Here is a 13,526-nt window from a genome sequence, read left to right on the forward strand (position 1 = left end):
CACCAGAACTCAAGGACGAAGCAACCTGCCGCTAGCAGCGTCGCCGCCCTCGTTGTGGCGCTATATAGGCCCCGCACTCACAAACTGTCAACACAGCTTTCGATAAAAATGCGATTTTCTTTTCCACAGGGATAAGGAACGAAATTTACTCCTTATTAAGCTGCATGGACACCCGATTCTGTAAAGCGCGGACAGCGTCGTTCATGGTGCCATAGTAAGGAAGAGCGTCTCGAATACGCCAGCGACAGCCCACTTCACCGGGCCAGAGCCAGAACGACGGGATATTTCATCTTGTTTTGTTCAGTGATGGCCGGAACGGTACTCGCGTGTTTCCGTAGCGGGCAATTCATTATACCGTGGTTTGTATCCCGCCGATGCGCTTTCTTCGTGCTCTTTTCCAGGGGATCGAAGACAAGCCCGTAGATGCAGAAAACGCCATGCCCAAAAGCGCCTCTCCGCTCGAATCCTTTCAGTCCCGGACGTTCCGCTCGCTGTGGTCTGCCACGCTGGTATCGAATCTGGGGGGACTTATCGAAGGCGTCGCCGCCGGTTGGTTGATGACCAGTCTGACCACATCTCATGGGATGGTGGCACTGGTCCAGGCATCGATGACGCTGCCGGTGATGATTTTCTCGCTCGCCGCCGGGGCGTTGGCTGACAATTACGACCGCCGACGCATCATGCTTATCGCGCAGATGATGATGCTATGCTTTTCGGCGATGCTGGCGCTACTCTCTTATAGTAATGCACTGACACCATGGCTGTTGCTCAGCCTCACCTTTCTGATCGGATGCGGCGGCGCGCTCTATAATCCTTCCTGGCAAGCTTCGATGGGCGACATTGTTCCCCGTGAACATCTGCCGGGCGCAGTGGCGCTCAACAGCATGAGCTATAATCTCATGCGCAGTATCGGCCCGGCCATTGGCGGCATCATTGTCGCGACGGCGGGTGCGGCCTTTGCCTTTCTCTTTAACGTGTTTTGCTATTTCGCCCTGATCTTCGCGCTTTTCCGCTGGAAGAAAGTGACACCGCGCAACCCGCTGCCGCGCGAATCCTTCGGCAGCGCCATGTCAGCGGGCTTTCGTTATGTGACCATGTCGCCCAATCTTTTGAAGGTCATGGTGCGTTCATTCGCTTTCGGCTTCAGCGCCGTGGTGATTCTGGCGCTCCTGCCACTCGTTGCGCGCGATCAGGTGCAGGGCACCGCCATTACCTATGGCATTATGCTGGGCTTTTTCGGTTTCGGCGCGATCTGCGGCGCGCTACTGATCGGGCGGGTGCGCGATATTCTCAGCAATGAATGGGTGATCCGCGGCGCATTCTTCGCGCTCGCTGTCAGCTGTTTCTTCCTCGCCATGAGCAACCGGGTGTGGTTGAGCTGCCTTCTGTTGATGCCAGCTGGCATGGCTTGGGTGCAGGCTTTCTCACTGTTCAATGTGACTGTGCAGCTTTCGACCCCGCGCTGGGTCGTCGGTCGTGCGTTGTCATTATACCAGACGGCAACCTTCGGCGGCATGGCCTTGGGTAGCTGGGTCTGGGGGCAACTGGCCGACCTGCACAGCGTATCGGGTGCGCTGTTCATCGCGAGCGCCGTGCTGATTGTCGGCGGGCTGCTCGGCTTCATCTTGCGCCAGCCCAATTTCGAATCGCTGAACCTTGATCCGACGAACGCCTTCAGCGAGCCGCAACTGCAGCTCGACCTGCGCGCCCGCAGCGGCCCTATCATGGTGATGGTCGATTATTCCATCGACCAGAAAGACGTGCCGGAATTTCTCGCCACAATGGCGCTGCGGCGGCGCACCAGAATTCGCGACGGAGCTAAGCAATGGGTGTTATTGCGTGATCTCGAAAACCCGAGCGTCTGGACGGAAAGCTATCATGTGCCGACCTGGATCGAATATATCCGCCACAGCCAGCGGCTGACCCATGCCGATGCCGAGATTGCAAAACATCTTGATGAGTTGCATCGTGGCGACAGCCCTCCCCGCATCCATCACATGATCGAACGCCAAACCGTTCCTACCCATGACGATATGCCTTTAAAGCCATATCTGGATGCGACATGAAAAAAGCCGCCAAAGCGACTTTTTTAAGCAGTAGGTGTTGGAAGCGATTATTCGCCCCAAGGGCCGTGGAAATCGCCATCCTTGTCGATGCGCTTGAAGCCATGCGAACCGAAGAAATCGCGCTGGCCCTGAATGAGATTCGCCGTACCAAGCGACTGCGTATAGCTGTCGAAATAGTTGAGCGCTGATGCAAGTGCGGGAACCGGCAAACCAGCAATCGCAGCCTTGGAAACGATGTTCCGCAGGCCCTTCGACGCCTTCTGCATGCGCTCCACGAAAGCCGGAGCCAGCAGAAGGTTGCGGCTTTCATTGCCCTCGAATGCCTGGGCGATATCGTCCAGCAGTTCCGAACGGATGATGCAACCGGCGCGCCAGATACGAGCTGTGGTGGCCAGCGGAATGTTCCAGCCATGCTCCTTCGACGCGGCTTCCATCACGGCAAAGCCCTGTGCATAGGCAGCGATCTTGCCAGCAAGCAATGCCTGCTCCAGATCGGCAAGGAACTTGGTGTGATCCGCGACGTCGAGCGTGCGCGGCGCAGGCTTGTAGATGTTCGCGGCTTCCTCACGCTCGCTTTTCAAAGACGAAAGCGAACGCGCGGCGACCGCAGCTTCAATCGCCGTTGCCGGAACGCCCATCATTTGCGCTTCAATGGCGGCCCAGCGTCCGGTGCCCTTCTGTCCGGCTTCGTCGAGGATCATATCGACCATCGCCTTGCCGCTTTCCGGATCGGTGGTTTTCAAAACCTTGGCGGTGATCTCGATCAGATAGGAATCGAGCGGACCTGAATTCCATTTTTCGAACACATCGCCAATGGCCGGAGCCGAAAGGCGGAGACCGTCGCGCAGGATGCCGTAGATTTCGGCGATCATCTGCATGTCGGCATATTCAATGCCGTTGTGGATCGTCTTGACGAAATGGCCCGCACCGTCAGGACCGACCAGCGCGCAGCATGGTTCGCCCTTATATTTCGCGGCGGCGGCGAGAAGGATCGGCGCGATGCGCTCATAAGCTTCCGGCGTTCCACCCACCATCATCGACGGGCCATGGCGTGCGCCTTCCGCGCCGCCGGAAACGCCCATGCCAACAAAGGTCGGATCATTCGGGCCAAGAGCCTTGAGGCGGCGGACCGTATCGCGATAATCGGAATTGCCCGCATCGATCATGATATCGCCCTTCTCGAGAAGAGCTTTCAGCCGAGTCGTTTCGGCATCGACAGGCGCGCCCGCCTTGATGAGGAAGATGAACGGACGCGGCTTGCGCGTGTTTTCCGCCAATTCTTCGAAAGTGGCGCAGGGGATGATCTTGTCGCGTAGCGGACCGGCTTTATCGAGGAAAGCTTTCAGCACCGGCTCGTCACGATCATAGACAGCCACCGTGTAGCCTTTCTCGGCTATGTTCAGCGCCAGGTTGGAACCCATCACGCCAAGACCGACCATTCCGATATCTGCTTTTTCCATTTTAGGCCCTTCAGAAATGCAACCAGCTGGCCTGTCGCGTGGCATTGGGAGGCATGCACTGCAAACAGGCTGGAACCCGGCATATTTGGTTGTCGCACTATTCCGACGACAACGGCTGATAATCTGTATCGTATTCCTGGATGATCTAGGGCAAATGACACAAAGTTGATAGACCCCGGCATCGGAAAAATCCGCGTGCACTGCCGGTTGCCAACAGCGCCACGCTGCTGCAACAGTGCGTGGAAACGGGAATTGCGGGCAGATTGCCCCGTCGGCTGCTGCGAATGGGCGTGATGAGAATCAAACTGGGTATCGGTTCCAAACTTCTTCTGTCGAGCCTTGTCAGCCTGATCGGCCTGCTGGTCATGGCGGCGGTGACGGTGCATGCGCTGCGCGAACAGATGATCGATGACCGTGTCACCATGGTTCGCAACCTGACCGAAATCGGCCGCAAGATCATTCAGGAAGAATATGATCGTTTCCAAAGCGGCGAGATCAGCGAAGCTGCCGCCAAGGAAAATGCCGTCGAAACGCTGCGCAAGCTGCGTTATGCCAATGACGAATATTTCTTCATCGACGATTTCGACGGCAATTCCGTGCTTTTGCCGATCCGGCCCGATCTTGAAGGCACCGACGCTTCCGCCTTGGTCGATTCCGAAGGCCGCCATTACGTGCAGATGCAGATCGACACCGCCAAGTCCGGCGGCGGCGTGGTGCGTTATGAATTCACCAAGCCCAACACGAATGTGAGCGGCGAGAAAATGGCCTATGTCATGCCGTTCGAGCCGTGGCGGTGGTTTATCGCGACGGGCATTTATCTGGAAGATGTGGACAGTGAAACCAAGGCCGTGCTGCTGCGCGCAGGCGGGATTCTCGCCACCATCGCCGTTGTCACCACGGCGCTTCTGATTCTCCTGTCGCGCAGCATCACGCGACCGCTCGGGCGACTGACAGCGGTAATCGGGCAACTGACCCGCCGCAAATACGATCTGACCGTCAAGGATCAGGATCGCCGCGACGAGATTGGCGATATTGCGCGCGCCGTGGAGATTTTCAAGAAAACCGGCCAGGAATTCGAGGTTTTGCAGGCGAAGATGCGCGAGCAGGAAGCGAAAGCGCAGGCCGAACGCGAAGCGGCCCTTGCCTTCGAGCGCGACAGCGCCCTGCGGCTCGAACAGACGGCGAGGCTGATTTCGATGGGCGAAATGGCTGTCAGCCTTGCCCATGAGCTGAACCAGCCGCTGGCTGCGGTCAGCAATTATTGCATGGGATCGGTGCGGCGGCTGGAAGCAGGCACCGACGACCGCGCAGCGTTGCTCGACGCCATGAAGAAAGCGTCACGGCAGGCAAGCCGCGCATCTGGCATCGTGTCGCGCATCCGCGATTTTCTGCGCCGCAGCGAGCCGACCCCGCAGCCGCAAATATTGCGGGAGATTGTCGAGGAGACCGCATCCATCGCCGAGATTGAATCGCGCAGGCGCGGTTTCAAGATCAAGGTCGATATAGCGAAAGACCTGCCGACCGTACTGGCCGACCGCGTTATGATCGAACAGGTTGTGTTCAATCTGTTGCGAAACGCCACCGAGGCCACGTCAGCCGTGCCAGCGCCACGGCGCGATATCGTCGTTTCGGCCAGAATCAGTCCTGACGGGCAGGAGGTGGAAACAGCTGTGCTGGATTTCGGAGGAGGCATTGCTGAAGACGAGATGGCCAAGATATTCGACCCGTTCTACACGACCAAGGCCGAAGGCATGGGCGTGGGGCTCAATATCTGTCGCTCGATCATGGAGTTCCACCGGGGCAGGCTTTGGGCGGAGCCAAATCCGGACGGCGGGACAGCTTTTCATTTCACGCTGCCTGTCAGCGGCACGCTTGGGGAAAAAGCCGTATGAGCGAAGCGGTCTATGTCATCGATGACGACGAGGCTTTTCGGGATTCGCTCGTCTGGCTGCTGGAATCGAGCCAGTACACCGTCCGCGCTTTCGATTCGGCGGAAGCTTTTCTGGATGCCGCATCCCCGGACATGTCCGGCTGTGTGATAGCCGATGTGCGCATGTCGGGCATAACCGGTCTTGAACTGCACCGGCGCCTGCGAACGCTTGGCGTCGATCTGCCGACAATCATCGTCACCGGTCATGGTGACGTGCCGATGGCCGTCACGGCCTTCCGCGACGGTGTGGTGGATTTCATCGAAAAGCCTCTCGACGACAAGTATGTACTGGAGCGGATCGAATTCTGTCTCGCCAAGGCGCGGGAGAACGCAAGGTTGCGCCAGCAGGCGGATGATTTTGCCCGCCGCTATGAAAGCCTGACGCAACGCGAAAAAGAAGTGCTGGAATATATCGTGGCGGGAAAGCTCAACAAGCAGATCGCCGATCTGATGGATATCAGCATCAAGACGGTTGAAGTGCATCGCAGCCGCGTGATGGAAAAGATGCAGGTGACGAATGTGGCGGAGCTGGTGCGCCAGAAACTGTCCTTCAGCGAAGGCGCAAAAAAGAAGCCGGCATAAGCCGGCTCCCTTTGTTTTGCAGAACAGGATCAGTCGTCGAGCTGCTGGCCACTTCTGTCGGTCGTGCAGGCGACCGCGACCAGCGAAATAACGCCGCAAGCCGCGATGAACACAGCAATCGGCAGATAGCTGCCATTATATTTGGCAAGCAGAGCCGTTGCGATCAGCGGCAGCGGACCACCGACAATAGCTGCACCCACCTGATAGCCGAGCGACACGCCGGTATAGCGGACATCTGCCGGGAAGCTTTCGGCGAAGAACGTGCCGAGAACCGAACCATAGGTCGACCAGATGATGGCAAAACCGATCACGACGGCAAGCGTCGCCACGACCCACGAACCCTGATTGAGCAGCCAGAAATAAGGCACCGTATAGATGACCATGGCGACAGTGCCGAGCAGGAAGACCTTCTTGCGACCGATGCGGTCGGACAGGCTGCCAAAGTAGAGCATGACCGGAACAGCGATCAATGCGGCGATCAGCACCGAGTTGAGAGCATGGACGCGCTCGAAACCCAGTCCCACGAGATAGGACACGGTGAAGGTTGCGAACAGGAAGAAGGTCGAGGTTTCGATGAACTTCGCGCCGATGACGATCAGAACCGCGCGCCAATGCTTGGTCAGTGTTTCGACCAACGGCACTTTCTTGGCGGTGTTGGCCGCAGCCACGCGCTTGAAGGACGGGGTTTCATCAACCGTGTTGCGGATCCACATACCGATGGCGACCAGCACGATGGACAGCACGAACGGAATGCGCCAGCCATAGGACAGGAACGCTTCTTCCGAAAAGCCGAGCGCAAGGCCGGACGTCACCAGATTGCCGAGCGCCAGACCGAACAATGCGCCCGTCTGCGGCACAGCGCCATAGAAGCCGCGCCTGTTACGCGGGGAATATTCCACCGCCAGAAGCACGCCGCCGCCCCATTCGCCGCCGAGCGCGAGTCCCTGCAACAGACGCAGCAGCGTCAGGATGATCGGTGCCCAGACGCCGATGGTGGCATAGGTCGGCATCAGGCCGATCAACACCGTTGAAATGCCCATGATGGACAGAGTGATGACGAGCGTTTTCTTGCGTCCGATACGATCGCCGATATGGCTGAACACGATGCCGCCGATGGGGCGGATTAGGAAAGCCAGCGCGAAAGAGGCAAGCGCCAGAAGCTGGCTGGTCACCGGATCATCGGACGGAAAGAACAGCTTTCCGAACACGATGGCCGACATGGTGCCATAAAGGAAGTAATCATACCATTCGATGGTGCTGCCTACCGCGCTGCCAATCAGCGCGCGACGGCGATCGCCATCGGTAATCAAAGTGTCTTTTTCTACGCGTGCAGAAGCCGCGCCCTCCAAGACGGTCATAGCATTTCCTCCTGAGTGGGCCGCTTATGCGGCCTTGTTTTTGAGAATGTCGAGCGCGACATCGATGATCATGTCTTCCTGGCCGCCGACCATGCGGCGCTTGCCAAGTTCGATGAGGATTTCGCGCGTATCGACGCCATAGAGTTTCGAGGCGTTTTCCGCATGACGCAGGAAGCTCGAATAGACGCCCGCATAGCCAAGCGAGAGGCTTTCACGATCCACCCGCACCGGACGGTCCTGCAACGGACGCACCAGATCGTCGGCGGCATCCATCAGGCCATAGAGGTCACAGCCCGTATCGATGCCCTTGCGGTTGAGAACCGCTATCAGACCTTCAAGCGGCGCATTACCGGCCCCTGCCCCCATGCCTGCGAGCGACGCATCGACGCGAACAGCGCCTGCTTCGATACCGGCAACGGCATTGGCAACGCCAAGCGTCAGATTGTGGTGGGTGTGAACGCCGATTTCGGTTTCAGGTTGCAGCGCATCACGCAGCGCCTTGACGCGAAGCGTATATTGCTCAGGCAATAGCGCGCCTGCCGAATCGGTAACATAGACGCATTCCGCGCCATAGCTTTCCATCAGCTTCGCCTGTTCGACCAGCTTTTCCGGTTCGGCCATATGCGACATCATCAGAAAGCCGATCGTGTCCATGCCCAGTTCACGCGCAGCCTCGATATGCTGGCTTGATACATCGGCCTCGGTGCAATGGGTCGCAACGCGAACCGAACGCGCGCCGGCGTTATACGCTTCCTTCAGGTCATGCACCGTGCCGATGCCCGGAATGAGCAGCACGGTGACACGGGCATGATCGCAGGCCTCGGCAACCGCGCCGATCCATTCGACATCGTCATGCAGGCCAAAGCCGTAATTGAAGGTCGAACCGGCAAGGCCGTCGCCATGGGTGATTTCAATCGCGTCCACCTTGGCGGCATCCAGCGCCTTCGCAATCGCGACGACATCCTTCAGCGTGTATTGATGGCGGATCGAATGCATGCCGTCGCGCAGCGTGACATCCTGAACATAGAGCTTATCGGGATTGGAGCGGGCCATTATGCAGCCTCCTTGGCAAGCGCTTTTGCTGCCCAATGATCAGCGGTGACCAATGCAGCGGATGTCATGATGTCGAGATTGCCGGCATAGGCGGGCAGATAATGCGCAGCGCCTTCGACCTCGAGCAGGATGGTCGTCTTGAGACCCGATACGAGCCCGATGCCCGGTACGCGAACCGGCGCATTGTCGCCGATCACTTCGAACTGAACCTTCTGCTTGAGGCGATAGCCCGGCACATAGGCTTGTACCGTCTTGACCATTTCGGCAATCGAAGCCTCGATGGCTTCGCGGCTGCCACCCTGCGACAGAACAAACACCGTATCGCGCATGATGAGCGGCGGTTCTGCCGGGTTGAGAATGATCAGCGCCTTGCCGCGTTCAGCGCCGCCCAGTTCACGGATTGCCTTCGACGTGGTTTCGGTGAACTCATCGATATTCGCGCGGGTGCCGGGACCAGCCGAACGCGACGAGATCGAAGCGACGATTTCGCCATAGACCACGCGGTCGGTGGCGCGCTTGACGGCATAGACCATCGGGATCGTCGCCTGACCGCCGCATGTGACCATGTTGACGTTCGGCTCGTCGATATTGGCGTCGCCATTGATGGCGGGAATGGTGAAGGGGCCGATGGCGGCAGGCGTCAGGTCGATGACCTTCTTGCCGTCCTTCTGCAAGAGCGCGTCATTATGGAGATGCGCCTTGGCCGAAGTTGCATCGAACACGATATCGATATCGCGATATTCGGGCATACGCATCAGGCCGTCGATGCCGTCATGGGTCACCGGCACGCCGAGCCGTGCGGCGCGTGCCAGACCATCCGAATTCGGATCGATGCCGACCATTGCGCCCATCTCGATATTCTTCGATGTGCGCATCACCTTGATCATCAAATCCGTGCCAATATTGCCGGAACCGATGATCGCGCATTTCTTCTTGGACATAGTGGGTCCTTTCTGATCTTCCTCAGGTCGCCGCACCAGACGCCAAATGGGGAGGCTTGACCGGCGCGGATACGCGCACTGCACGCCTTGAAGCGGTGGTGTGGTGAGTCAGCTTGAAAGGACGCTGGATGGGTGGGTCGTGGCAGAACGGGTGCCAGAACCTGGCCCATCAGTTCGCACGTATCGCTCCTCCGGCAAATCCTCCCCATTTGCTTGATAGGGGGATAATAGGACGGAGGATGCGGTCTAGATATTGGGGTTAACCCCTACCGATTTTCGACTTGTGTATTAGCCGAATGACGGTTGCGCCACATGGCTGCGGCTTTCTGGTGGAACGCATCATAGCTGTTATTATCAGCGGCGGATACCGTCATCATGGCCATGGCTGCCGTTGCGATGACTATGCTTTCGGCGCGCTCGTCGGTGGCGGTGCCACTCCAAACACCGTGCCAATATTCAAAAGAGCTGAGGCTGGAATGCTTGTCGCTGCTGGCTTTCGAAAGCGTCGGCAGCTGCAAGGCGCTGGAATGCCCCTGCACGTGGCGATATATGGTGTGTTTGCGGTGCGGGACCAGTTCCGCCACATCGCGGCTGGTCGAGACGACCGAAACCGACTGCATGTCGAGCAGCACGGCAGCATCGCGATGCAACTCGCGATAAGCGGGTTGCGACACGCCGAGAAATGACGATTTCAGCCCCAACGGGTTCAGGAGGTGGACAAGACTGTTCACCGGCGAACGGGACTCGAATAGCGGATAAAGCGCCAGCAGCGCCTGCACCTGCGGCGCAAAACCCGCCATCGGCATGAAGCATATGCCATGCGCTCTGAGCGCACTTTCCGCCAGTTCATGCGATGTGGCAATCGGCATGTTGATCGCTTCCGCCGCAATCTCCAGTTTGCCGGACAGTTCGCCGACACCGCAACTGCCATGCATCAGCACCGGGTAACCGGCGCGCGCGACGAGCAGTGCAGACAGCATGAACCATGGCGACTGCGAAGAATTGGGAGACAGGTAGGCGGGCCAATCCAGCGCAGGCGTGTTGATACTCGTTCCCGCCGCATAAAACCGCGCGGATGCGCACGCCATGCCTGCAAGCTCCGGCGCGGTCAGCCCGCGATAATGGATCAGGCGCAACAGCGCGCTGATCTGCATCGGGTCCGCTTCGCCCGCGAAAATGGTCGTGAAGGCATCTTCCGCCTCATGCAGTTCCAGCGGACGGGTGTGCCCCACCTTGCGGCCAACGACGGCAATATATTTGGCCAGCCGCCGCGTCGGGTCGTTCTCGCTCTGGATATCGGCGAACTGCGCGGCGGTATATTCCGCCGACGGGTGGTTCTCCAGATCCGTCACCTTGCGGATGGTCAGTGGCGGCGGCGTAACGATAGCGCTGCGGTTCCATCCATGATGTCCGGTGCAGGCTGACACATGCGCGTTTTCTGCATCGGGCTTCATCAAGGCATCGGCTTCATTCGCCAAACGCCGCAAGCGACCGCGCAATGCTTCCGCCTTTGGCGTCGCGATCATGGCGCGACCGGAGCGGACAAAGATTGGATCGTCAAAATGGTCGCGGATCTGCCCCAGCAGACGGCTCATCGCCGGAATGCTCAAGCCCATCTGCTTGGCCGCGCCACCGACACTGCCTTCCACAAGAAGTGCATCAAGCGCAATCAGCAGCCGCAACTGCCCCAGACGAGGATTGGCGCCATCGCTTTCGGCCTTTTCCGCCGGTTTTGCGCTCTTCGCCCGCTTATCCGCCATTTCCGATGCCTGCCTCGTCAGTTGCGTTTTTTGAAACTTGGAAAGTTTCTAAAACATGATGATTGACGTCATCTTATAGCCATACATAAGGAGAGTAGAAAACTCAACTTTAGACGGTGGTGAAAATGACCAGCTTGTTTTGGGGCTTGTGTGCCAGTGGCGCGCAAGGCAGGCAGATTACCAGAGGAAAGCTTGCTTCCAGAGCGATCCTTGCAGGGACGTGTCTTTCAACCGCCCTTTTGTTAAGCGAAACGGGCGCCTTCGCGCAAGCAGCAAATAGTGCGACCAGCGCCACCGCTGAAGAAACCGAAGCCCAGAAGAAAAAGGCTGCGGAAGGCGAACAGGCTGCTGACACTGCATCCGATGGCACGGTCAAGCTGAACCAGATCGTGGTGACGGCGACGGGCTTTGAGCAGAACATCACCGATGCGCCTGCCAGCATCACCGTCGTGCCGGGCGAAGAGCTTGAAAAAGGCGCTTATCGCGACCTGACCGACGCCTTGAAAGACGTGCAGGGTGTGGCCGTGACCGGCCCTGCCGCCGAACGCGATATTTTTATTCGCGGCCTCCCCGGCTCCTATACGCTGCTGCTCGTGGACGGCAAGCGCCAGAGCACCCGCGATGCCCGCACCAACGGCAATTCCGGTTTCGAACAGAGCTTCCTTCCGCCTGCTAACGCCATTGAGCGTATCGAAGTCATTCGCGGTCCAATGTCTTCGCTCTATGGCTCGGATGCGATGGGCGGTGTCATCAACGTCATCACCAAGAAAGTGTCGGACAAGTGGAGCGGCTCGTTCACGGTGGACGGCGTTGCTCAGCAGCATTCCAAATACGGCAATTCCCTTCAGGGTTCCTATTATATCACGGGACCGCTGGTGCCGGACCTTATCGGCGTGCAGCTTTGGGGACGCGGCCTGAAGCGTCAGGAAGACAAGATCGTCAGCGGCTCGCCCGAGCAGCAGGATGTCGACATCACGGGTCGCATCACCTGGACCCCGAACAAAGACCACGATATCCAGCTTGAACTGGGCAAGACGCGCCTGCGCCGCGACAGCACCGTTGGCAACACGACGGAAAAAACCGCGTCGGCTGTCGATTCCTACAATTACAACGACCGCGACCATTGGTCGATCAGCCATACCGGCCGCTGGGGCCCGACCACGTCGGAATTCTCCTTCATGCAGGAATGGTCCGAGCGGACCAACTTCAACTGGAACAACGCATCGAAGAGCTATGTCGAGAACCTTCGCTCTCCGCATGTGAAGAACTCGGTGCTCGACGGCAAATTCACCACGCCGTTCGAACTGTACGGCAATCACACGCTCGTCACCGGCGGCCAGTTCATGGACACGGTTCTCACCGACCAGAATCCGGGACGCCGCACCGGACTGGACGAAGAATTCAGCGTACGCCAATGGGCGCTGTTCGCCGAAGACGAATGGTGGCTGACGCCCGACTTCTCGCTGACCGGCGGTCTGCGCATGGACGATCACGAGGTCTATGGTTCGCATTTGAGTCCCCGCGGCTATGCGGTATGGCACGCGACCGATCAGATCACCTTCAAGGGCGGTATTTCGACCGGCTTCAAGGCCCCCGATATCCGCACCATCGCACCGGGTTATGCTTATACGACGGGCGGCGGCGGCTGCTCCTACGGCCCGACCGGCACCTGCGGCGTCATCATCGGCGACCCAAATCTGGAACCGGAAAAGAGCACCAGCTACGAAGCCAGCGTGTTGTGGGACAACCAGACCGGCCTTCGTCTGGGCGCCACCTACTTCTACACGGACTTCAAGGACAAGATTTCCAACGCGCTTGTCACCGACAGCAACGGCGATCCCGTCCGCTGGAGCGAAGATCCGAACTACCGTCTCTGGTATGCCTTCAATATCGATGAAGCTGTCATGCAGGGCGTGGAGCTGACCTTCAACTGGGAAGCAACCGACACGATCACCCTTCGCGGCAACTACACCTATACGGATTCCGAACAAAAGACCGGCACCTATGCGGGCCTTCCGCTGGCCCGCACGCCGAAGCATATGGCGAGCCTGCGCGGCGACTGGATCACCCCCGTCGAGGGGCTGAAGGCATGGGCCGCCGCCAATTATCATGGCGAGGAAACCAATGCCGGCGCGCGTATCGGAACAGCAGGTACGCCGGTCTATGCAGCGGACGGAAAGACCGTTCTGGCGCGCAAGTACAAGCCCTACGCGACGGTCGATCTCGGCGGTTCCTATGACTTCAGCGAGAACGTGACGTTCAACGCAGCCATCTACAACATCTTCGACAAGCAAATCGATGTCGATGAGTTCAACACGGTTGTCGATGGTCGTCGCCTTTGGGTCAGCATGACGTCGCGCTTCTGATCTGACGCAG

At 58.6% G+C, this 13,526-nt stretch carries 9 protein-coding genes; 4 read left to right on the forward strand and 5 right to left on the reverse strand.

What is annotated here, in order from left to right:
• Nucleotides 1–437: 437 nt before the first annotated feature.
• Nucleotides 438–2,066 carry an MFS transporter gene (locus HWD97_RS16525; protein ID WP_121539464.1) on the forward strand — a complete coding sequence of 543 codons (1,629 nt, stop codon included), beginning with the start codon at nucleotides 438–440 and terminating at the stop codon, nucleotides 2,064–2,066.
• Between the two features lie 47 nt (nucleotides 2,067–2,113).
• On the opposite strand, the gene gndA is transcribed toward HWD97_RS16525, so the two are convergent.
• On the reverse strand, nucleotides 2,114–3,526 hold the full coding sequence (gndA, locus tag HWD97_RS16530) for an NADP-dependent phosphogluconate dehydrogenase (protein WP_109366990.1): 1,413 nt from the start codon (nucleotides 3,524–3,526) through the stop codon (nucleotides 2,114–2,116).
• Nucleotides 3,527–3,819: 293 nt separating this feature from the next.
• On the opposite strand from gndA, the gene HWD97_RS16535 reads away from it, so the two are divergent.
• Nucleotides 3,820–5,418: a cache domain-containing protein gene (locus HWD97_RS16535; RefSeq protein WP_167836164.1), complete on the forward strand. Its 1,599-nt coding sequence runs from the start codon at nucleotides 3,820–3,822 to the stop codon at nucleotides 5,416–5,418.
• Entirely contained in the window at nucleotides 5,415–6,038 is a 624-nt protein-coding gene (locus tag HWD97_RS16540) for a response regulator transcription factor (RefSeq protein WP_109366988.1), read from the forward strand. Before HWD97_RS16535 ends, HWD97_RS16540 begins: the two co-directional genes overlap by 4 nt.
• A 29-nt stretch (nucleotides 6,039–6,067) precedes the next feature.
• Here the strand turns inward: HWD97_RS16540 and HWD97_RS16545 are convergent, their stop codons facing one another.
• The 4 genes from HWD97_RS16545 to HWD97_RS16560 all read right to left on the reverse strand — a co-directional run bounded on the left by HWD97_RS16545 (nucleotide 6,068) and on the right by HWD97_RS16560 (nucleotide 11,150).
• Entirely contained in the window at nucleotides 6,068–7,396 is a 1,329-nt protein-coding gene (locus HWD97_RS16545; protein WP_109366987.1) for an MFS transporter, read from the reverse strand.
• A 24-nt stretch (nucleotides 7,397–7,420) separates the two neighbouring features.
• Entirely contained in the window at nucleotides 7,421–8,449 is a 1,029-nt protein-coding gene (gene dmpG, locus HWD97_RS16550; protein ID WP_371835267.1) for a 4-hydroxy-2-oxovalerate aldolase, read from the reverse strand.
• Nucleotides 8,449–9,390 (reverse strand): acetaldehyde dehydrogenase (acetylating), encoded by a 942-nt coding sequence (locus tag HWD97_RS16555; RefSeq protein ID WP_109366985.1) that lies wholly within the window; start codon nucleotides 9,388–9,390, stop codon nucleotides 8,449–8,451. The genes dmpG and HWD97_RS16555 overlap by 1 nt, the downstream gene beginning before the upstream one ends.
• 266 nt (nucleotides 9,391–9,656) lie before the next feature.
• The gene (locus HWD97_RS16560) at nucleotides 9,657–11,150 is read right to left on the reverse strand and encodes a glycosyl transferase family protein (protein ID WP_121539459.1); all 1,494 of its coding nucleotides are present in this window, start codon (nucleotides 11,148–11,150) and stop codon (nucleotides 9,657–9,659) included.
• Between the two features lie 125 nt (nucleotides 11,151–11,275).
• Here HWD97_RS16560 and HWD97_RS16565 point away from each other — a divergent pair, with 125 nt between their 5' ends.
• A complete protein-coding gene (locus HWD97_RS16565) occupies nucleotides 11,276–13,516 on the forward strand; it encodes a TonB-dependent receptor domain-containing protein (protein WP_109366983.1) in 2,241 nt (746 codons plus the stop codon).
• Nucleotides 13,517–13,526: the final 10 nt, after the last annotated feature.

Source organism: Ochrobactrum sp. C6C9, assembly GCF_022627935.1.
Lineage (GTDB): Bacteria > Pseudomonadota > Alphaproteobacteria > Rhizobiales > Rhizobiaceae > Brucella > Brucella teleogrylli.